This is a genomic window from Mesorhizobium cantuariense (assembly GCF_042647205.1).
Classification (GTDB): domain Bacteria; phylum Pseudomonadota; class Alphaproteobacteria; order Rhizobiales; family Rhizobiaceae; genus Mesorhizobium; species Mesorhizobium cantuariense.
In genome coordinates this window covers 3592771-3614512 of sequence record NZ_JBHRVD010000001.1, presented here as the reverse complement: position 1 = coordinate 3614512, position 21742 = coordinate 3592771, and the positions used below count along the sequence as shown (strand labels likewise).

At 65.1% G+C, this 21742-nt stretch carries 11 protein-coding genes and 1 tRNA gene; 9 read left to right on the top strand and 3 right to left on the bottom strand.

Features of this window, described 5'->3' with window-relative positions:
- Positions 1–248 precede the first annotated feature (248 nt).
- From ACFOJ9_RS17390 to ACFOJ9_RS17365, 6 genes are all read left to right on the top strand, one after another.
- Entirely contained in the window at positions 249–11174 is a 10926-nt protein-coding gene (locus ACFOJ9_RS17390) for a hypothetical protein (protein WP_378980169.1), read from the top strand.
- A gap of 290 nt (positions 11175–11464) precedes the next feature.
- A complete protein-coding gene (locus ACFOJ9_RS17385; protein ID WP_378980168.1) occupies positions 11465–12691 on the top strand; it encodes a pilus assembly protein TadG-related protein in 1227 nt (408 codons plus the stop codon).
- A gap of 19 nt (positions 12692–12710) precedes the next feature.
- Positions 12711–13136 carry a TadE/TadG family type IV pilus assembly protein gene (locus ACFOJ9_RS17380; RefSeq protein ID WP_378980167.1) on the top strand — a complete coding sequence of 142 codons (426 nt, stop codon included), beginning with the start codon at positions 12711–12713 and terminating at the stop codon, positions 13134–13136.
- Positions 13126–13533, top strand: a complete 408-nt coding sequence (locus ACFOJ9_RS17375; protein WP_378980166.1) for a TadE/TadG family type IV pilus assembly protein — start codon at positions 13126–13128, stop codon at positions 13531–13533. The genes ACFOJ9_RS17380 and ACFOJ9_RS17375 overlap by 11 nt, the downstream gene beginning before the upstream one ends.
- 414 nt (positions 13534–13947) lie before the next feature.
- On the top strand, positions 13948–14193 hold the full coding sequence (locus tag ACFOJ9_RS17370; RefSeq protein WP_378980165.1) for a hypothetical protein: 246 nt from the start codon (positions 13948–13950) through the stop codon (positions 14191–14193).
- Positions 14194–14350: 157 nt separating this feature from the next.
- Positions 14351–14653, top strand: coding sequence for a DUF1330 domain-containing protein (locus tag ACFOJ9_RS17365; protein WP_378980164.1), 303 nt, complete (start codon positions 14351–14353; stop codon positions 14651–14653).
- A gap of 358 nt (positions 14654–15011) precedes the next feature.
- Here ACFOJ9_RS17365 and ACFOJ9_RS17360 read toward each other — a convergent pair.
- The 3 genes from ACFOJ9_RS17360 to phaC form a co-directional block, all read right to left on the bottom strand.
- Positions 15012–15086 (bottom strand) — tRNA-Glu (locus ACFOJ9_RS17360).
- Positions 15087–15310: 224 nt separating this feature from the next.
- Positions 15311–16552, bottom strand: coding sequence for a YcbK family protein (locus ACFOJ9_RS17355; RefSeq protein WP_378980163.1), 1242 nt, complete (start codon positions 16550–16552; stop codon positions 15311–15313).
- 216 nt (positions 16553–16768) lie between these two features.
- The gene (phaC, locus tag ACFOJ9_RS17350) at positions 16769–18604 is read right to left on the bottom strand and encodes a class I poly(R)-hydroxyalkanoic acid synthase (protein ID WP_378980162.1); all 1836 of its coding nucleotides are present in this window, start codon (positions 18602–18604) and stop codon (positions 16769–16771) included.
- A gap of 98 nt (positions 18605–18702) precedes the next feature.
- Between phaC and ACFOJ9_RS17345 the strand changes: the two genes are divergently transcribed.
- The 3 genes from ACFOJ9_RS17345 to ACFOJ9_RS17335 all read left to right on the top strand — a co-directional run bounded on the left by ACFOJ9_RS17345 (position 18703) and on the right by ACFOJ9_RS17335 (position 21729).
- Entirely contained in the window at positions 18703–19089 is a 387-nt protein-coding gene (locus ACFOJ9_RS17345) for a hypothetical protein (RefSeq protein WP_378980161.1), read from the top strand.
- 61 nt (positions 19090–19150) lie between these two features.
- Positions 19151–20368, top strand: a complete 1218-nt coding sequence (locus tag ACFOJ9_RS17340) for an LL-diaminopimelate aminotransferase (protein WP_378980160.1) — start codon at positions 19151–19153, stop codon at positions 20366–20368.
- Between the two features lie 47 nt (positions 20369–20415).
- Positions 20416–21729: a homoserine dehydrogenase gene (locus tag ACFOJ9_RS17335; protein WP_378980159.1), complete on the top strand. Its 1314-nt coding sequence runs from the start codon at positions 20416–20418 to the stop codon at positions 21727–21729.
- Positions 21730–21742 lie beyond the last annotated feature (13 nt).

Sequence of the window (21742 nt, the reverse complement as noted above, 5' to 3'; positions counted from 1 at the left end):
TATTTCTGTGATTTCTGTGCCAAAACCGCAACAGCTCACCTAATTTACATCGCCTCAATTCTTGGGAGCCTCCGCTGCTGCTGCAATCTGATAGGTTGCATTAGCAAGGGGCGATTCGTGCCGAGGCGGCGCGGGTCTGGGGGTTGATGATGGCTCGTGTTCGGGGGAGAGCAGTTGAGTCTCGCGTTGTTTCAGGGTGGTTGAAACAGAGATTTCTCGCCATTTCAGGTTTGGCGACAATAGCGGCCGTGACCATGGTCATGGCGGCGATGCTTTTCATCGGCTCAACTGGCTCTGCCGAAGCGACTTGCGTCGGGCCGACCGGAAATGTCGAGGACTGCACGGGCGCCGGAACGCAATCCGACATCAGTTTCACAGCGCCCGGTGTCACGACGCTCAACGTCAACACGCTGACGATCGATCCCAGCCGGATATCCCTGACCGGTACGGGATCGAGCCCGGCGCCGGCGACGGAAGTCCAGCACTACACCTGCAGCACCGGCAACGCGGCCGACTGCACGATCACGCCGGGGACACCGGCCTCAGGGAACAATCCGGCGACGGCCGAGACCTGTGCCGTCGCCGGCGGCGCGCCGTCCGGGACGACCTGCATCGCGCCACCCGCCACCGCGGCGGGCGGACCATCCGGCAATTCCGGCCCGACACTGACGGTCAACTACAATCAGCCGGGAGCCGACACCAATGTGCCGGGTAGCGGCGCCGCTATAGCGACCGGCACCATCGGCGTTCTCGGTGCCTCGAACGGCAGCCGCGGCGGCAATGGCAGCAATGGCTACGTCTTTTCGAATGGTGGTGATGGCGGCAACGGCGCCGATGGCGGTACCGTCACCGTCAACGTCACCGGGGCGGTCAAGACAAGCAACAATTGCGTGCTGCCCACGGGTTGCCCGAACGCAGGCATTGTAGCCAGTAGCGTCGGCGGTGACGGCGGCGACGGCGGCGATGCCAAGGGTATTTCGGGCGATGCCGGCGATGGCGGCCTGGGCGGTGTCGGCGGCAACGCCACCGTCAACTTCAACGGCGGCAGCGTCGAGACTTTTGGCAATTATTCAGCGGGCATCGTCGCCATCAGTCAGGGTGGCCATGGCGGCAATGGCGGCGGCGGCGGCGGCCTGGTCTTCAACCCGGGCGGCGGCAGCCCGGCCGGCAGCGGCGGCAACGCCAATGTCTTCACCGGCAGCGGCACGACCATCGTCACCCATGGCATTTATTCGCATGGCATCGCCGCCCAGTCGATCGGCGGCGGTGGTGGCGGCAGCGCCGGCGGTTTCGGCCTGTTCTCCTCCTCGGGCGGCAGCGGCGGCAATGGTGGCAATGGCGGCATCGTCCAGGTCACCAACAATGCTGCGATCACCACCTGGGGCAACAATTCGCAAGGCATCCTTGCCCAAACCATCGGCGGCGGCGGCGGTGACGGCGGCTCGAACTTCGGCCTGTTCGCCTCGGGCGGCAGTGGCAGCCTCGGCGGCAATGGCGGCCCGGCCAATGTCGTGACGGTCGGCGTCACGAACTCGGGCGCGATCATCACCCATGGCCAGGAATCGAACGGCATCCTGGCGCAGTCGATCGGCGGCGGCGGCGGCAATGGCGGCAATTCGGGCGGTCTGGTGGCGCTTGGCGGCAACGGCGCCTCGACCACCAATGGCGGCATCGTCGAAGTGACAAACACCGCAGCCGGCTCGATCAGCACCGACGGCAAGCAGTCGGCCGGCATCTTCGCGCAGTCGGTCGGCGGTGGCGGCGGCAATGGCGGCACCTCCGGTGGCCTGTTCACCGCCGGCGGATCCGGTGGCGCCGGTGGCGACGGCGCCCGGGTGACGGTGACCAATGCCGGCGATATCGAGACCGGCAAAAATGGCGCCGGTTCGGTCAATTCGGCCGGCATCTTCGCGCAATCGGTCGGCGGCGGCGGCGGCAATGGCGGCGGCGCATTCTCCGGCGGCATCGGCTTCAGCGTGGCGCTTGGCGGCGCGGGCGGGAGTGGTGGTACGTCCGGCGCCGTGGAGGTGCTGCGCGACGCCGACGATACCGCCTATTCGATCATCACCCATGGCGACATGTCGGATGCCGTTTTCGCGCAGTCGATTGGTGGCGGCGGCGGCAATGGCGGATTCTCGGTTTCGGGTGCGGTGGGAGCGCTTGCGCTCGCAATGGGCGGGGCCGCGGGCAACGCCAGCGACGGCAATACCGTGACAGTGGAGACCGCCGGGTCGCTGACCACCTATGGAAACGGCTCTCGGGGCATCTTCGCACAATCGATCGGCGGTACGGGCGGTAATGGCGGCGCGGCAATCGCGGTTGCGATCAACGCCACCGGCACATTCGCGGCGGCGATCGGCATTGGCGGCAATGGCGGCGCGGGCGGTGCATCGAAGCTGGTGACCGTATCGAGCCTCAGCGACATTTCGACAGCCGGCGACAATGCCGGCGGCATCGTCGCGCAGTCGGTCGGCGGTGGCGGTGGCAATGGCGGCTATTCGATTGGCGGGGCCATCGGCGGCGCGGTCGGCATTGCGGTCAACATTGGCGGCAAGGGCGCCGGCGGCGGCGCCGGTGCCGACGTCATCGTTGGCAGCTCCGGCTCGATCCACACGACCGGCGACAATTCGACGGGCATCCTGGCGCAGTCGGTCGGCGGTGGCGGCGGCAATGGCGGCTTCACCGTTTCGGCGGCCCTCGGCGGCGGCGCGGCAAGCGTCGGCCTTGGCGGCGCGGGCGCCGACGGCAGCGCGGCCGGAAACGTCGTCATCCACGCCGACGGCGCCAATCATGCGGTCACCACCAGCTATGCCGGCACCTGGAATCTCGTCACCGAAGGCAAGAATGCTGTCGGTGTCCAGGCTGAAAGCATCGGCGGCGGTGGCGGCAATGGCGGTTTCTCCGGCGGTATCGCGGCGGGCGCCGTTGTCGGCGTCGGCGTCAATCTCGGCGGTACGGGCGGTGGCGGCGGCGATGCCGGCACGGCAACCGTCAACAACGGCAAGAAAGTCGGCAATGTCGTCACGCAGAACAGCATCCTGACGATCGACGACGGCTCGATCGGCATTCTGGCGCAATCGATCGGCGGCGGCGGCGGCAATGGCGGGTTCGCCGTGACGCTGAGCGGCTCCGGCTCCTTTGAAGGCGCCGGCGGGTCGGCCTCGGTCTCGATCGGCGGCAGCGGCGCGACGGGTGGCATCGGCAAGCATGCCGGGGTCAACAATTACGGCAACATCACCACCTACGGCAAACAGGCCGACGGCATCCTGGCGCAGTCGATCGGCGGTGGTGGCGGCAATGGCGGCTTCAGCGTCGCCGGCACGTTCACGACCGGAGCGTTGGGTGCTTCTGTCGCGGTTGGCGGCAGCGGCGGCACCGGCCAGACGGCCGGCTCGGTGACCGTCACCTCGATCGGCAACATCGAAACGCATGGCGACCAGTCGGTCGGCATCCTGGCACAATCGGTTGGCGGTGGTGGCGGCAATGGCGGTTTCGCCGGCGCCGGTGCGATCACGCTGCAAGGCGTGAGCGCTGCCGTCGGCCTCGGCGGCAAGGGCGCGGGCGGCGGCAATGCGGACATCGTCGGCGTCACATCCACCGGCAACATCACCACCTCCGGCGACCAGGCGATCGGCATACTGGCGCAGTCGGTCGGCGGCGGCGGCGGCAATGGCGGCTCGACCGTCTCGCTGGCGCTGGGAATGGACGCCGGCATCGGTGTCGCGCTCGGCGGCAGCGGCGGTGCGGCCGGCAATGGGCTCGGCGTCACCGTCATCTCGACCGGCAACATCACCACCGGTGCCGATTTCACGTCCGGTGACGTGCGCGGCACCGGTGCTGCGGGCATTCTGGCGCAATCGGTTGGCGGCGGCGGCGGCAATGGCGGGTTTGCCGGCACGCTCGGCGGCGGCAAGTCGATCGCGGTCGGCGTGGCGCTTGGCGGTAAGGGCGCCGGCGGCGGCAGCGCCGACATCGTCACGGTCACCTCGACCGGCAACATCTCGACCAATTTCGACAATTCGTCCGGCATCATCGCGCAGTCGATCGGCGGCGGCGGCGGCAATGGCGGCTTCAGCGTGGCCGTCAGCGGCGCGCTCGGCGACCCGGATGCGGCAACGGCATCTGTGGCGATCGGCGGCAAGGGCGGCATCGGCGGCGTCGGCAAGGCGGTGACGGTGACGAGCACCGGCACGATCACCACGACGGGCAAATTCTCCAACGGCATCCTGGCGCAGTCGATCGGCGGTGGCGGCGGCAATGGCGGCTTCGCCGTCGCCGGTTCGGCCACGACCGGCAATGCCGGCATCGGCGTCGGTATCGGCGGCGCAGGTGCGACGGGCTCGATCGCCGGCAATGTGATCGTCAACAGCTACGGCGTTGCCCTGAACGGGCAGCCGGTGCTGCAGGCACCGGCAGGCAACACGGCGACGATCTGGACGCAGGGCGACAATTCATCCGGCATTTTCGCGCAATCGGTCGGCGGCGGCGGCGGCTCCGGCGGCTTCGCCGGCAGCCTCGGCATCGGACTGGGCGGTGGCGGATTGGGCGTCAGTGTCGGCGGCAGCGGCGGAGCGGCGTCGAATGCCGGCACGGTCACCGTCACCAGCTACAACAACATCCTGACCAACGGAAAAGACTCCTTCGGCATCCTGGCGCAGTCGGTCGGCGGCGGCGGCGGCAATGGCGGCTTCGCCATCGCGCTCTCCGGCAGCAAGGATCTTGCCGGCAGCGTCGGTGTCGGCGGTTCGGGAACGAGCGGCGGCGATGCCAACATCGTCACTGTCGACAGCCACGGCAATATCGAGACCGATGGCGATGGCTCGCATGCGATCTTCGCGCAGTCGGTCGGCGGTGGCGGCGGCAATGGCGGCTTCGCGGTCTCCGGCAGCCTGGGCGGCACGGGCAGCCTGTCGGTGGCTCTCGGCGGCGGTGGCGGCGCTGGCGGCGATGCAAAATCGGTTACCGTCACCAGCACTGGCAATCTGCGCACCGAAGGCGGCAAGGCCGACGGCATCCTGGCGCAGTCGGTGGGCGGCGGCGGCGGCAATGGCGGCTTCACGGGCGCGCTCGCCATCGTCGGCGACGGCGGCGCGATCGGCGTCGGTGTCGGTGGGACGGGCGGCGCTGGCGGCGATGGCGATGTCGTCACGGCCACCTCGGTCGGCAACATTGTCACCATTAAAGCCAATTCGAACGGCATCCTGGCGCAGTCTGTCGGCGGTGGCGGCGGCAATGGCGGTGCGGTCGTGACCCTCTCAGGCGCCGGCAAGCAGGGCAGCGCCTCGGTGTCGGTCGGCGGCAAGGGCGGCAGTGGCGGCATCTCCAGGCTGGTCACCGTCAACAACACCGGCACGATCGACACTACCGGCAATCTTTCGAACGGCATCCTGGCGCAGTCGATCGGCGGCGGCGGCGGCAATGGCGGCTTCTCCATCGCCGGTAACATGACGGTCGATGGCGCCGGCGGCGCCAGTGTCAGCATCGGCGGCTTCGGTGGTCTCGGCAAGGATGCCGGCGCGGTCGTGGTCAACAGCAATGTCGGCACCACGCTCGTCAACAACAACGCGACGATCCACACCAGGGGCGGCGATGCCAACGGCATCTTCGCGCAATCGGTCGGCGGCGGCGGCGGCAATGGCGGTTTCTCCGGCGCTCTCTCGGTCACCGGCCCGAACGCCAAGGCGGCGATCGGCATTTCGATCGGCGGCTTCGGCGCCGGCGCCGGCAACGGCGAGGCCGTCACCGTCACCTCGGTCGACAACATCCTGACCGAAGGCGCTGGCGCCAACGGCATCTTCGCGCAGTCAGTCGGCGGCGGCGGCGGCAGCGGTGGCTTCTCGTTTGCGGCAGCGGTGAACGGCACGCTCGGCAAGGGGCAAGGCACCAAGGCGGCGATTTCGGCGTCGCTGGGCGGCCTCGGCGGCTCGGCCGGCGACGGCAGAAACGTCACGGTCGACTCGACCGGCATCATCCAGACCACCGGGATCAAGGCGTTCGGCGTGCTGGCGCAGTCGGTCGGCGGTGGCGGCGGCAATGGCGGCCTCAGCGTCACCACCAGCCTCAGCCTTGGCGAGAACGGCAACCAGATCAGCGCCTCAGTCGGCGGCGTGGGCGGCGGTGGCGGCGCCGGCGGCGATGTGCTGGTGACGCGCCACGGCGCGACCATCACCGGAGGCGACCAGGCGGTCGGTCTCTTCGCGCAGTCGATCGGCGGCAGCGGCGGCAATGGCGGCATGTCGATTTCCGGCGTCATCGCCGGAACCGATGCCAAGACCTTGTCGGCGAGTGTCGGCGGCTTTGGCGGCGTCGGCAGCAATGCCGGCAAGGCAACGATCGACAACACCGGCGCTGTCTCGACCTATGGTGTCGAAGCGCATGCCATCCAGGCGCAGTCGGTCGGCGGCGGCGGCGGCAATGGCGGCATGGCCGTCTCGGCCGCCATCGGTTCGCTCGGCACCGGCACCAATCTCAATGTCGGCGTCAGCGTCGGCGGCTTTGGCGGCGACAGCGGCTATGGCGGCGACGTCGTCGTGACCAACCACGGCCTGCTGCAGACCGGTCTGCTTGCAACCGGACAGACGGTTACCAATGGCGACGGCGCCTACGGCATCTTCGCGCAGTCGGTCGGCGGCGGCGGCGGCTCCGGCGGCAACGCGATTACCGGCGTGCTCGGCCTCTCCGGCAACAATCCCGGTACGCAGGCCAATGTCAGCGTCGCGGTCGGCGGCTCCGGCGGCGACGGCAACAAGGGCGGCACGGTCACGATCGAGCAGTATGGCGGCATCGAGACCTCGGGCATGGGCGCATTCGGCATCCTGGCGCAGTCGATCGGCGGCGGGGGTGGCACCGGCGGGCGCTCCAACTCGATCTCACTGCAGCTCGGCGCGAAATGCACGCTGGCCAAGGTCTGCGAACCGGCCGGCGGCAAGCCGAACTGGAACCTGCAGGCGACGGTCGGCGGGGCAGGCGGAACGGCCAATGACGGCAACATCGTCAACGTCTCCAACTATGATTTCATCACCACCCATGGCGACAAATCGTCGGGCATCGTCGCCCAGTCGATCGGCGGCGGCGGCGGCATGGGCGGCGATGCCTATATCGGCACCACCGGCCTTGTCGCCATTCCCTATGTGCCGCTTGATCCGACAATTCTTCTCGCACCGCTGGGCACATCCAGCCTGAAGCGCTCCGGCTCGGTCGCCATCGGCGGCAGCGGCACCGGCGGCGGATCGGGCGGCACCGTCATCGTCAGCAATGAAGGTATCATCACCACGCATGGCCAGAAGTCGGACGGCATCCACGCGCAGTCGATCGGCGGCGGCGGTGGTGACGGCGGCGACGGCATGGCCGGCGCGGTCGGCACCGTCGGACTTGGCGGCAGCGCTGGTGCGAGCGGCAATGGTGGCGCCGTGACCGTCACCAACGGCAAGCTCGACCTGTCCCAGGTGACCATGGCCACGATCGAGACCTTCGGCACCACGCCGACGGCGCCGGGCGCCGACGGTCCGACCGTCGATCCCCAACTGGGGCATTCGGCCGGCATCTTCGCGCAGTCGGTCGGTGGCGGTGGCGGTTCCGGCGGTGGCGCGGGTGCGCTGCTGGCGATCGGTGGCGGCGGTGGCGCTTCAGGCGCCGGCGGCCATGTCATCGTCAACAATTACGGCGGCATTCTCACCCATGCCGATGATTCCGTTGGCATCTTCGCCCAGTCGGTTGGCGGCGGCGGTGGCGCCGGCGGCTCGCTCGGCATCACCGCGCTCGGGGTTGGCGGCAGTGGCGGCTCCAGCGGCGGCGGCGGCGCGGTCGATGTCGCCAATGTGGCAATGATCGAGACGCACGGCATCGATTCCTATGCGATCCAGGCACAGTCGGTTGGCGGCGGCGGCGGCTCCGGCGGCGGCAAGAACGGCGGCGTCACCGGCTCGATCCCGGCGCTGATCGCCATCGGCGGTTCGGGTGGCTCCAGCGGCGCCGGCGGCAGCGTCACGGTCACCAATTCCAACATCCTGCACACCTACGGCGCCGGCGCCGATGCCATCAACGCCCAGTCCGTCGGTGGCGGCGGTGGCTCGGGCGGACGGGCGATCGGCTTCATCGCGGTCGGCGGCAAGGGTGGCAGTTCCGGCAAGGGCGGCGACGTCACCGTGACCAACAATGCCGCCGGTGCGATCACCGTCGAGGGCTTTGGGGCGCACGGCATCTTCGCGCAGTCGATCGGCGGCGGCGGCGGCAATGGCGGCGGCGCGTTCGCCGCCAGCATCGTGCCGGTTGCCATCGGCGTTGGCGGCGATGGAGGCAGTTCGGGCGACGGCGGCGTCGTCACCGTCAACAACCATGGCCGCATCACGACAATAGAAGATGCGTCGGTGGCGATCTTTGCCGAATCGATCGGCGGCGGTGGCGGCAATGGCGCCATGAGTGTTGCCGCGGCTCTCAGCCCGGGCGCCTTCACCTTCGGCATCGGCGGCGCCGGCGGCGCCAACGGTAAGGGCGGCGACGTCAACGTCACCAATTTTAGCGACGGCATCATCCACACCCAGGGCTTCGGCTCGACCGGCATCATGGCGCAGTCGGTCGGCGGCGGCGGCGGCAATGGCGGCGCGGCCTATTCGGTGGCCGGCGGCGCGGCCGGCCTCTCCATCGCGCTTGGCGGCAAGGGCGCGGCCGGCGGCGACGGCGGCATTGTCACCGTCATCAACAATGGCGCCATGCAGCTCGACGGCGACAATTCGGTGGCGATCTTCGCGCAGTCGGTCGGCGGTGGTGGCGGCACTGGCGGAACCGCGATCGCGGCGACGATCGGCCCACCGGTGTTCATCGGCGGCGACACCGGCGCGACCGGCAAGGGCGGTGACGTCACCGTCACCAACACCGGCCATATCACGCTGACCGGCGACGGTTCGGTCGGCATCTTCGCGCAATCGGTCGGAGGCGGCGGCGGTGTGGTCACGGCGGGTACCGACGGCATCATCGAGGCCGTCAACGGCGGCAGCGGCAATGGCGGCAAGGTCACCATCAACAGCAATGTCGCCATGACCATCACCGGCGACAATTCGGTCGGTGTGTTCGGCCAGAGCGTCGGCGGCGGCGGCGGCGTTGGCGGCCATACCGGCGACTTGCTCGGCCTGAGGATGAACGCGAACTCGACCCCGCAGGGCTTCTCCGGCTCGGCCGGCGGCAGCGGCACCGGCGGCGGCATCGAGTTCACGCAGACGGCAGACCTCGACGTGACCGGCAAGAACTCCTTCGCCCTGATGGAACAGAGCGCCGGCGGCACCAGCAATGGCGACATCAAGGTGACGATCGCCACCGGTGTGAAGATCACAGGCGGCTCTGGTGCGGGCGCCGGCGTCAATTTCAAGGACGGCAACAACAATGTGCTGACCAACAATGGTCTCATCCGTTCGGTGCTGCTGATCGACGGCTATGCGATGCGCGGCGGCGACGGCAACGACACGTTCGACAATTACTTCGCGACGGTCGGATCGGTCGGGCTCGGCGGCGGCCTCAACACCTTCAACAACAAGGCCACCGCCCTCTATCTGATGGGCGACACCGTCGATCTCGGCCTGACCGGCCAGCTCAACAATGACGGCCTTGCGGCACCCGGCGGGCTCGACCGCGTGATGACGACCGAGCTCAATGGCAGCTGGTCGCAATCGGCCACCGGTGTCTATCTGCTCGACCTCGACCTCGACCCTGAGGCCGACCGGATCGATGTGACGGGAACGGCCGACGTCAATGGTTTCGTCAACATCAACATCATGGAGCCAGGCGCGGCCTCGCCGGGCAACGAGGACTACATCATCCTGCATGCCCTTGGCGGCGTGACCGACAAGGGCTTGAAGCTGAATTCCATCCCGAGCGCGGTGGCGCAGTATTCGCTGAAATATCCCAATCCCGAGGATGTCGTCCTCAATGTCGATATCAATTTCGCCCGCGCCGGCCTGACCGAAAACCAGACGGCGGTGGGTTCGGCGATCAATGCGATCCAGACCGACCTGACGTCGCCGAACTTCACCAAGATCGCCAGCGCGATCTTCTACATCCCGACGCTCGACCAGCTTGGCGCCGTCTACGACACCGTCTCCGGCGAGGGCGTCAGCGGCTTCCAGCAGCCGGAGTTCGACGCCAACGGCATCTTCCTGGCGGCGATGAACCGGCAGTCGGATGCCTGGCGCATGGGCATGGCGACGGATCCGATGAGCCAGTCGGTGGCGGTGCCGGAGACGGCCTATGCGGAACCGCCGGGCAAGGCCAATCCCTTCGATGCCATGGCGAAGGCGCCGGATGAGCGGCGCTGGAATTACTGGGCGACGGCCGGCGGCAATTCGGGCGTGGTTTCCGGCGATCCGGTCGTCGGCAGTGCCGGCCTCGGCTACAAGTCAGGCAATTTTTCCGCCGGCCTCGACTCGCAGGGCGACCCCGACATCCTGATGGGTTTCGCGCTCGGCGGCGTGGCGTCCTCCTTTGCCGTGCCGGACCGCGAAACCTCCGGCAACATCGTCGGCGGCCATGCCGGTGCCTATGGCGCGCGCAAATGGGGACAGTTCTACATCAACGGCTCGCTGGCGATGGACCTCTACTCCAACACGACCGACCGCTTCGCCTCGGTTCCGGGCGCGCCCGATCCGCTCAACCCGGTCCCCGCGATATCAAGGGAACACTGGACCGGCGATTTCATGAGCGCCGGCTTCGGCACCACAATCGAGGCCGGCTGGCGGCAGCCGGTCGGCGCTGGCGCGATCACGCCCTTTGCCGGGCTGCAATTCTCGGCGCTGTCGATGCAGGGTTTCTCGGAAAAATCGCTGGATGACGGTGCGCTGGGCCTGGACTTCGAGCACCGCACGATCATCTCGCTGCCGGTCTCGCTCGGCCTGCAGCTCGACACGACGATCGCCGTCGGCGAGACCGCGACGCTGCAGGCCTGGGGCCGCGCGGCCTGGCTGCATGAGTTCAGACCGGACCGCTCGGTCGAGCCAACCCTCCAGGCAGCACCTGGCTATGCCTTTGTCGTCCAGGGTGCTGCAGCCGCCGAGGACGCCGTCGCCGTCAACGCCGGCGTCAAGCTGAACTGGGGCAGCGACACATCGGTGTTCGCTACCTTCGACGGCAAGTTCGCCGATCGGGTGCAGACCTATGGCGGCAATGTCGGGTTCAGGCTGAACTGGTAGGCACGGATCACTCGCCGGCACCGTACCCGGCGGACCTGCTCCAGGGGGCCGCTCCGAGACATCGACGCCCGCTCTTGCGGCTGCGTCTTGCTGGCTGGCCCGTGCACCGGCCAATACACGCGACTATAAAAAAGCCCGCACAGGGTGAACCGGCGCGGGCAAGGAGTGTCACGTCAAAACGTGTCGATCGGCCAACGACCACCTTTTTTGGAAGACAATAGATCACCGATCAAAAATTAACGGAACTTTTTAGCCATTCGTTCATATGTGCGTGCTTTCTAATCTATGTCATGGCCTTCAGTTGCTTCACCCGATTTCGGCTCATAGCGGACGGTATGCGCCGGAGCACGGGCGCAAATGTTGCCACCATCTTCGCCCTGACCTTGCCGATCGTTGTCGGCGCCGCGGGCTTCGGGGTCGAGACCTCCTATTGGTATTACAACAGCCTGAGATTGCAGGCGACGGCCGATGCCGCCGCCTATGCCGGCGCGCTTGAACAGGTCTCGGGTTCCGACAAGCCGACAATCGTCGCGGCCGCGGCCCAGTCGGCGGCGTCGAACGGGCTGGGCTCGGGCACGATCGTCGTCAATACGCCGCCAGCGTCCGGCCCGAATACGGCGAAGAAGGCGGTCGAGGTGATCGTCGGCCAGAAGCTCGACCGGATGTTCACCCTGATCTTCACGCAGGCTCAGGTTCCCGAACAGGCAAGGGCGGTGGCGCTCATTACCGATGCCTCGAGTGCTTGCATGCTCGCGCTCGATCCATCCGCTTCGCAGGCGATGCTGTTTTCCGGCAGCACCAGTGTTAAGCTCAGCGGCTGCTCGGTCATGTCCAATTCGATCGCCTCGGACGCCATCAAGCTTCAGGGCTCGGCCGGTCTGCAGGCCGATTGCCTGATATCGGCGGGCGGTGTCTCTCTCAGCAATCCCGTCACGACCGTCTGCGCGGCCCCGATCACCCAGGCACTGCCTGCCGGCGATCCCTTTATCGACCTGCCGGCCCCGGTGGCCGCGAATCCCTGCCAGAACGACAACAAGGCGACGCTCAGTCCAGGCACTTATTGCAGCGGCATGAATCTAAAGGGCAATGTCACGCTTTCGCCCGGCGTGTATGTCGTCCAGGGCAGTTTCAAGATAAACGCCAACGCAGCCATCACCGGCAGCGGAGTGACCATCTTCATGTCGGGCAGCTCGACGGTCAGCATGAATGGCAATGCGTCCGTGCAGCTCAGCGCGGCGACTTCGGGCACCTATTCAGGCGTTCTGTTCTACGGCGACAGGACCGGCATGAGCGCGTCCAGCACGTTCAACGGCACAGCGGATTCGCTGCTGACCGGGGCTATCTATTTCCCCAAACAGCAAGTGAACTATCTTGGCAACTTCTCGGGCAATGGCGGCTGCACCCGGGTCGTCGCCAATACGATCCAATGGTCCGGTAACTCAACCATCAATCAGGATTGCTCGAGCCTCGGAGTGCCCAACATTCCAGCCGCGCGGTCCGTGGCACTGGCCGAGTAGGTCCGTGGGGCGCCGATCGATGCCGATCCTTGGCGATGATTCGGGCGTTGCGGCGGTCGAGTTCGCGATGGTGCTGCCCATCCTGTGCCTGGTGCTGCTTGGCATTCTGGACGGCTGGTCCTACGTAACGAGTTCACTGTCGATGCGCGCCGGTGTGAAGACCGCCGCGAACTTGGTCATGAGCGGATCGACGGATGATGCGGCGACCCAGGCCCTTGCCATTGCGAGCTGGGAAAATCGGCCGGAGGACGGCCAGGTCACGCTAAGCCGCATCCGTATGTGCGGGACGACCGTGGTCGACGCTTCCACCATGTGCAGTGGGCCGAAGGTGCCGTCGATCTATGTCCAGATACAGGCATCGGGCACCTGGGTGCCGCCAATTGCCTTCGGCGCCTTTGCCGCTTCCACCGTCATCGGTCACCAGGAGATGATCCGTGTCCGCTAGGGTAAGCGCGTTCAGGCGGGATCGATCGGGCGGGGCCGGGCTGGAGTTTGCGCTGATCGCGCCCTTCCTGGTCATGCTGCTGTTCGGGATCTTCGCCTTTGGCTGGTCGATGCACTCGGTCTCCAGTGTTCGCTATACGCTGGAGACGTCAGCGCGCTCGCTGCAGCTTAAGAACACGCTGACCCAGGCCGACATCCAATCGATTGCCACGCAGAAATTGCAGGCCTTGGGTTTTAAGGATGTGAGTGTCACGATCATCATCGACCCGGCGAGCGGTGGCTTCCGCATGGCGCATCTGACCGCCACCTATGCCTTCGTCATCGACTTCCCCTACTTCAATTCATTCCCGATCAACTACGCGACAACCGTTACCGTGCCGCTGGTCGGCGGCGGCTAGTTTCGGCTGTGGCAGGACAGCGATCGGCAAGAACGCGCGTTGGGGTTCTGCTTACCTGTACGCCTTGAGCGCGATCAGACCACAGAGAATGGTTATTGCCGTCAGGATCAGCGCCCACGACACGACGTTATGTGATAGACGCCTCCGGCGACCGCGCAGGGCCCGGTCTCGCCAGCGTTTAGCCTGATCAGCCCCTAGGTTTAGTTTAGCCACGTCCTTCCCCCCAGAGAAGGATGCGACTCATGCCGGCTGATGTCCAGATCGGCGCCGCTTTTGGCGGCACGTAACGCAAGCTTGGCACTCCGGCGAGCTTTTGATGGCACAGGGCTATCTTATATATTCGTTAATGCTAATATAAAGTTGACGTTACGTCATGTCCGGCCATCTGTCGAGGTGTGCATTATGGGGGTTCCAATGAGAGTGGCTATATTTTGCGCGGCTGTCGTGTTCGCAGCGACTGGTGCCGCTGTCGCCAAGGAGAAGAAGAAGGTGGCAGTCAGTGACGCCGCCGCCTTGTGTGCTGCCAACCCGTCAGCCAAGAAACCCGTCCCAAATCTGGACCGCAGTTTTACCGGAACTGCCAAATCGGAAGATAGCGGCGCAAAGCCAGAGCCGCGCCTCGGATACGACACGAATCCGTGGATTGTAACAGGTTTTTGACTTCGCTTCGGCGGACGCTGGGTTGAAGCGCTGAAGATGGATCGTCTTAACCGGCGGGCGCCCCGTCTTTAGTTAGGCTCCCGCACGCAATGCCGCCCCCTTGCTGCGGGACCGGAGCGCAAGGTTTCGGGCCGCCGTTGAGGAGGAGGATGCACAAATGGCCGCCTATCTGATCGCGGATGTAGACATAAAAGACGCCGCCGTGTTCGAGGAATACCGGCGGGATGTGCCGGCCACAGAGGAGCGTTACGGTGGGCGATACCTAGGTCGTGGCGGTGCGACTAAGGTTTTGGAGGGTGATTGGGAGCCACACCGTTTGGTTATTATCGAATTCCCCGACATGGCGTCATTGATGGGCTGGTACAATTCACCGGAATACGCCCGCCTTATCGAAATTCGCAAGCGTTGCGCCAGCACCAGGATCATTGCGCTTGAGGGGATCGCAACACCCACTGTGTGACGACGGTGGCTTCATAAATTAAGCAGCCGCGGGGAACGTCAAACCCTTTCCCGCAGTGGCCGGGATGGTCCGTTGCCTCCAGGAGCCCAACTGCACCGTCCAATGCCATGTCGATGAAAAACCCGCCACGGGAGCGACCTGCGGCGGGCTTTTGGAGCGGCTACATCCCTGAGGAATCGACCACTTTGTAGTAGTATTGTGAACTGTGTGACCGCGTTGGCCTACGGTGTGATCGCGGAAGATCGCGATCGGATCGTGGAAGCCGATAGTCACAGAAACCCCTGGGAAGCAGTCTGCGTCCAGAAATTGCCAAACGTTGGACAGGGAGGGAGGTTTTCCACGAAGTGCTTGAGATCTCTGGTACGCCCAAGGGGAATCGAACCCCTGTTACCGCCGTGAAAGGGCGGTGTCCTAACCGCTAGACGATGGGCGCGCTCAGACGAAGCGGCTTATACTGGCGTTGTGCGCAACCGGCAACCCGTCAGGTGCCACCTTGGACAACTTTTTTCCGGGCCTTTGGAATCAAGGATTTCGCGATCGCCGGCAAGGTGCGGAATTCTGCTCCGCTGCACTCGTCGGCTAAGGTCGCGGCATGGATCCCAGGGTCTTCACGACGGAGCTTTGCTCCTGCTTCGCACTGGGACGACGAAGTTGCTGCTAGCCGTCACCGCCGCTGCGCCGGCGGCAGCGCCAGTTCCAGTCGCGCTCCGGACCGACGTCGACGTGAACCGATTCTGTGTGGCAGTAAGTGCCGACACCGCCACGACCGGGCATGCTTCTGATGTAGCTCGCCAGCTCCCATTTCGAAACGCCGGGAACCTGGATGTCGGCGGCGGCGCAATACATGTGCAGCGAATTCTTGGCGCCGTTGGCGCGCCGGTTGCGGGCCGGGTCGCGATAGCCTGACGTCACCGTCATCTTGCGACCGTAGTGGCCTTCGATCGTCTTCAGCACGCGCACCAGCGACGGCTTCAGGCAGGCCACATCGACGCTCTCGTTCTGCTTGAGCAGCCCGTTGGGCGCCAGCCGGGCCATGCCGGCGGCGGACGCAACCTGATAGGAGCCGCCGACTGGCCCCTCATCCTCGTTGAGGTCGACGTCGCTTTCGTCGTCGAGGCCGGACTTGCGCTTGATTTCGAACAGGGCTGTCTGGCGCACGCCGGGCAGGGCATCGCTACCCGTGATGTGGCCGTCGGTATCGCCGCCGAGCGAAGCCAGTTGCACCGGCTTTGCCATGGGGTTGGCCGAGGCGAGCGTGATGATCGGCTTTGCCGCTGCTGCCGGCTTGGCCTGCACCGCGGGCTGCTCGCCCGACCGGGTGTTGATGAGCGGCGCCGCCGAGGCGGGCGTGGCGCCAAACATCGAGGCCAGGAAGCCTTTTTTCTTTGGTGCTTCAGCCTGCGGCATCTCGCCAGCCGTCACATAGACCGGATTGCTCATTGCAGGTGCTGCTGTCGGCTTCGGCGCGTTCACGCCGGCATCGGCGGCGGCGATCTGTTGGGCAACCCCGTCATTCTGCTGCGCTGTCTGCGCCTGCTGCTGCAAGGACTGCGGCGTCTGTCCGACAATCGTGTCGGTGCCCGCCGGCGCAGTCAGCGGAAAGGCGGTTTGGGGATTGGCAATCGGCACATAGGCGACCTTCTCGGGAAGCGCCGTATCGCTCGCCGTCATCACGGTCGTCTGTTCGGTTGTGACCTCAGACGAATCGGATGCGACGGACGCCTTGCCGTTGGAGGCAGCACTTATGTCCGATGCGGTGGCATTGTAGCCGGGCATTCCGACCGACATTGTCGGGTCGCCAGCCGAGGTGCAGGAGGCCAGAAGCAAGGAACAGAGCGCTGCCACGATTGCGCGGCGTTCTCCCTTTGCGAGGCTCCATCCTGCTGATTTCAAAGTCAAATTCCCCCTCGATGTCCGGTCGGTATAGCCTTGGCGCGGCACGCATACGTCAGTGCCAAGGCGACCTTTGTCTCCGATCCGGAAACGAGACCTGTGTCAAATCCGCAAGCCTGGAAGTATTTTTGCAGTGATTGCCGAATTGCGACTGCTAGATAGTTGACGACACCATTTCGCTCGCTTTTACCGGCCCGTCAACTCACCAGACATTACAGTCCGTTACACGCGCACCTTCACATAGGTGCCGGGAGCATCTCCCAAGGTTTTCATATGCTTGCCGGGTTTGCGGGCCGGCACGCGGGTGTTGTCCTTGGCCTCTATCCAGCTCTGCCAATGCGGCCACCAGGACCCTGGATGGTCGGCGGCCCTGGCTACCCATTGGCCGAAGTCGCCCGTCGGCGTATCCCCGGTCCAGTACTGGTATTTGTTGGATGCCGGCGGGTTGACGACACCTGCGATATGACCGGATCCGGCCATCACGTACTCGACCTTGCCGCCGAAATATTTCGAGCCGAGGAACACCGAAAGCGCCGGCGCGATGTGATCTTCCTTGGAGGCGAGGTTGTAGATCGGGATGGTGATATCGCCAAGCGACACTGTGTGGCCCGCCAGTTCCATCATGCCTTGCGAGAGGTTGTTCTCGAGATAGCAGTTGCGCAGGTAGAAAGAGTGATTGGCCGCGCCCATGCGGGTCGAATCGGCGTTCCAATAGAGCAGGTCGAAGGGCAGGGGATCCTTGCCGCGCATGTAGTTGTTGACGACATAGGGCCAGATCAGGTCGCCCGAGCGCAGCATGTTGAAAGCGGTCGCCATCTTGGTGCCGTCGAGATAGCCCTTTTCGCTCATCGACTTTTCCACCGCGGCGACCTGCTCTTCGTCGACGAACACTTTCAGGTCGCCGGCATGGGTGAAGTCGACCTGCGTGGTGAAGAAGGTGGCCGACTTGATACGGTCGTCGCCCTCGCGCGCCATCAGCGCCAGTGCCGCCGCCAAGAGCGTGCCGCCGACACAATAGCCGATCGCGTTGACGTCGCGTTCGCCGGTGGCCTTCTCGACCGTGTCGAGGCCGTATTGCAGGCCCTCGCGGATATAGGCCTCCCAGCCCTTGGTGCCGTGGCGCTCGTCCGGGTTGATCCAGGAGATGACGAAGACGGTGTGGCCCTGTTCGATCGCCCAGCGGATGAAGGATTTCTGCGGGTTCAGATCGAGGATGTAGAACTTGTTGATCCAGGGCGGACAGATCAGCAGCGGCCGCTTAAGCACCGTCTCGGTCGCCGGATCGTACTGGATGATCTCGGCGACATCGCTACGGCCAACCACCTTGCCGGGCGTAGTGGCGATGTTCCTGCCGATCTCGAAGGGTGAATAGTCGGCCTGGCGCAGCTTCAGGTCGCCCTTGCCGGCGGCGATGTCCTCGGCCAGCATCTTCATGCCGCGCACCAGGTTTTCTCCGTTCGAGGCAACGGTTTCGCGAAACAATTCCGGATTGGTCAGGATGAAATTCGACGGCGAGATGGCGTTAGACACCTGCTTGACGTAGAAGCTGGCCTTGTGGCGGGTGTGCTCGTCCAGGCCTTCGGCGTGCTCGACCAGGTCGACCGCCCAGCGCGAGGTGACGAGATAGGCCTGCTTGAGGAAATCGAAGAAGGCGTTGCGGCCCCATTCCGGGTCAAGAAAGCGCTTATCGCCAAGCTCCGGCTTGACGGCGTCCTCCGTGTTTTCGGCGGCGTTGCTGGCGCGTTGAATGGCGTTGGCCCAGACCGTCATGTAGCCGGAGAACAATCGCGTCTGCGCTTCCAGCGCGCGCTGCGGATCGGAAAGCCAGTATTCGCTGAGCTTGGAAAAGGTCTTCACCATATCGACAACCGGCTCGGCGACGTGATCGCGCACGTCGCCTTTTTCGCGTGGCTCGGCCCATGCGGAGGCCGCTTTGCCGGCTTGCTCAATCATGCGCGCCATGTTCAGGGCGAAGCGTTCCGGGTCCTTCACCAGATATTGCTCGACGGTCGAAGGCTCGTCATCTTCCGCTTTGCCCGAATCGGGTGTTTTGGACATGGTTGGCGGGGTTCCTCCCGAGGCCTTTTCTTGACATATTAACATGGGACATCCGACCGGGTCCAATCTCGCTCTACCCCGGCTGCCAAGGAAACAATATGACGATTAATATTGGCGAGACTGTTTTTTTCGGTGCCGGACGTTTTTGCCGCATCGGCGCGGCGATCGTCCTCATGGGGATTGCCGGGTGCTCAAGCACCAACGGCCCGACACCTGTCGCTGCGGGTATGGGGCCGAAGGATACCGGCACCTTTCCAAACCTGAACATCAAGCCGCAAGTGGCGGCGCCGCAGTTCACCGAAGCCGAGAAGAACGCCAAGCTTGCGCAATTGAAGGCGGATGAGAATTCGCAGGCGGCAAAGGGCGGTGGCCCGAAGGTCGCCAATCAGGCGGCGCTGACGGATCTCGCCAAGAGACATGGCGACGAAACGCTGAAGCAGATCGAAGCCAAATGCGACCCCGCCCTCGACCCTACCTGCAAATAAGTATATAGCGCGCGCCCAATACCTCACTGATCTCTGGGCCCCTTTGCTGTCTGGAACTGCCATGGAAGAATTTCACAAGGTTCGCCGGCTTCCGCCTTACGTCTTCGAGCAGGTCAACCGGCTCAAGGCCAGCGCTCGTTCACGCGGCGCCGACATCATCGATCTTGGCATGGGCAATCCGGACCTGCCGACGCCCAAGGCCATCGTCGACAAGCTGTGCGAGGTCGTGCGCGATCCGCGTACCCACCGCTATTCCTCGTCGCGCGGCATTCCGGGCCTGCGCCGTGCCCAGGCCGCCTACTATAGCAGGCGCTTCGGGGTGAAGCTCAATCCCGACACGCAAGTGGTGGCCACACTTGGCTCGAAAGAAGGTTTCGCCAATATGGCGCAGGCGATCACGGCGCCTGGCGACGTGATCCTGTGCCCGAACCCGACCTATCCAATCCATGCTTTTGGTTTCATCATGTCGGGCGGCGTCATCCGCTCGCTGCAGGTGGAGCCCGACGACGGCTTCATCCCGGCGCTCGAGCGCGGTGTCAAGCATTCGATCCCGAAGCCGCTGGCGCTGATCCTCAACTATCCGTCGAACCCGACGGCGCTGGTCGCCTCGCTTGATTTCTACAAGGACGTGGTCGCCTTCGCCAAGAAGAACGACATCATCATCCTGTCCGATCTTGCCTATTCGGAGATCTATTTCGACGGCAATCCGCCGCCTTCGGTGCTGCAGGTGCCGGGCGCAATCGACGTCTGCGTCGAGTTCACCTCGATGTCGAAGACCTTCTCCATGCCCGGCTGGCGCATGGGCTTTGCCGTCGGCAACGAGCGGCTGATCTCGGCGCTGACGCGGGTGAAATCCTATCTCGACTACGGCGCGTTCACGCCGATCCAGGTGGCGGCGGCACACGCGCTCAACGGCGACGGCGCCGATATCGCCGAAGTGCGCGACATCTATCACAAGCGCCGCGACGTGATGGTCGATGCCTTCGGCAGGGCCGGCTGGACCATTCCGGCACCGGCGGCATCGATGTTCGCCTGGGCGCCGATCCCGGAGCCGTTCCGGCATCTCGGCTCGCTCGAATTCTCCAAGCTGCTCATCGAACATGCCGACGTGGCGGTGGCGCCCGGTGTCGGCTTCGGCGAACATGGCGACGAATTCGTGCGCGTTGCTCTGGTCGAGAACGAGCACCGGATCCGGCAGGCGGCGCGCAACATCAAGCGCTTCCTGGCGAGCAGCGCCAAGCAACCCAACAATGTGGTGCCGCTTTCCGCTCACCGGTAAGCTTGCCGCACACCAATTTCGATCTGACTTGAGGGACGTTGCCTTCTATGGCTGAAGCATTGCGTGTTGGAATTGCCGGCCTCGGCACGGTTGGCGCATCGGTGGCGCGCGTGCTGCGCGACAAGGCGGCGGAACTGACCCGCCAGTGTGGGCGCGATATCCTTGTCACCGCAGTCTCGGCGCGCGACCAGAAGCGTGATCGCGGCGTCGATCTGAGCTCGGCAAAGTGGTTCGACGATCCGGTCAAGATGGCGCAGACCGCCGAAATCGACGTGTTCGTCGAACTGATCGGCGGCGACGAGGGGCCGGCGCGCTCATCGGTGAAAGCGGCACTCGAAACCGGCCGTCACGTCGTCACCGCCAACAAGGCGCTGCTGGCCAAGCATGGCGTGGCGCTGGCCGAGATCGCCGAAAAGAAGGGTGTTCTGCTCAACTACGAGGCGGCGGTGGCGGGCGGTATTCCCGTCATCAAGACGATGCGCGAGGCGATGGCCGGCAATTCGGTCACGCGCGTGTTCGGCATTCTCAACGGCACCTGCAACTACATCCTGACCCGCATGGAGGCCGAGGGCATTTCGTTCGACGCCTGCCTGAAAGACGCGCAGCGGCTGGGCTATGCCGAGGCCGATCCGACCTTCGACATCGAGGGCCACGACACCGCGCACAAGCTGTCGATCCTGACCAGCCTTGCCTTCGGCACCAGGATCGCCGCCAACGACATCTACATGGAAGGCATTTCCAACATCACCCAGGCCGACATCCGTGCCGCCGCCGATCTCGGCTACCGGATCAAGCTGCTTGGCGTCGCCCAGCGCACCGAGAGCGGCATCGAACAGCGCGTGCACCCGACCATGGTGCCGACCGCCTCGGTCATTGCGCAGGTGCATGGCGTCACCAATGCGGTGGCGATCGAGACCGACATTCTTGGCGAGCTGCTGCTGTCCGGCCCCGGTGCGGGCGGCAATGCCACTGCCTCGGCCGTCATCGGCGACATCGCCGACATCGCCAAGAGCCGGCCCGGCTTCCAGCACGGTCCGGTATTCGGCCGGCCGGCGAAGGAGTTGAAACCCTACAAGAAGGCGCAGATGCGCAGTCATGCCGGTGGCTATTTCATCCGGCTGACCGTGCATGATCGCATCGGCGTGTTTGCCGCTATCGCCAAGCGCATGGCGGACAACGACATTTCGCTGGAATCGATCGTCCAGCACGCGGTCAACGGCGAGGCGGCAGCACAGAAGACGGTGATCCTTGTCACTCACGAGACGACCGAGGCCGCCGTGCGCAAGGCCGTCGACGGCATCACCAAGGACGGACATCTGACCGACAAGCCGCAGGTCATCCGCATCGAGCGGGCAGGGTAGCTTTTGTCCGATA

What these genes read in the sequence shown, in the direction of transcription:
- ACFOJ9_RS17385 (WP_378980168.1), top strand. Translation starts at nt 11,465, where the DNA reads ATGGCCTTCAGTTGCTTCACCCGATTTCGGCTCATAGCGGACGGTATG.
- ACFOJ9_RS17380 (WP_378980167.1), top strand. Translation starts at nt 12,711, where the DNA reads ATGCCGATCCTTGGCGATGATTCGGGCGTTGCGGCGGTCGAGTTCGCG.
- ACFOJ9_RS17370 (WP_378980165.1), top strand. Translation starts at nt 13,948, where the DNA reads ATGAGAGTGGCTATATTTTGCGCGGCTGTCGTGTTCGCAGCGACTGGT.
- ACFOJ9_RS17365 (WP_378980164.1), top strand. Translation starts at nt 14,351, where the DNA reads ATGGCCGCCTATCTGATCGCGGATGTAGACATAAAAGACGCCGCCGTG.
- phaC (WP_378980162.1), bottom strand. Translation starts at nt 18,604, where the DNA reads ATGTCCAAAACACCCGATTCGGGCAAAGCGGAAGATGACGAGCCTTCG.
- ACFOJ9_RS17345 (WP_378980161.1), top strand. Translation starts at nt 18,703, where the DNA reads ATGACGATTAATATTGGCGAGACTGTTTTTTTCGGTGCCGGACGTTTT.
- ACFOJ9_RS17340 (WP_378980160.1), top strand. Translation starts at nt 19,151, where the DNA reads ATGGAAGAATTTCACAAGGTTCGCCGGCTTCCGCCTTACGTCTTCGAG.
- ACFOJ9_RS17335 (WP_378980159.1), top strand. Translation starts at nt 20,416, where the DNA reads ATGGCTGAAGCATTGCGTGTTGGAATTGCCGGCCTCGGCACGGTTGGC.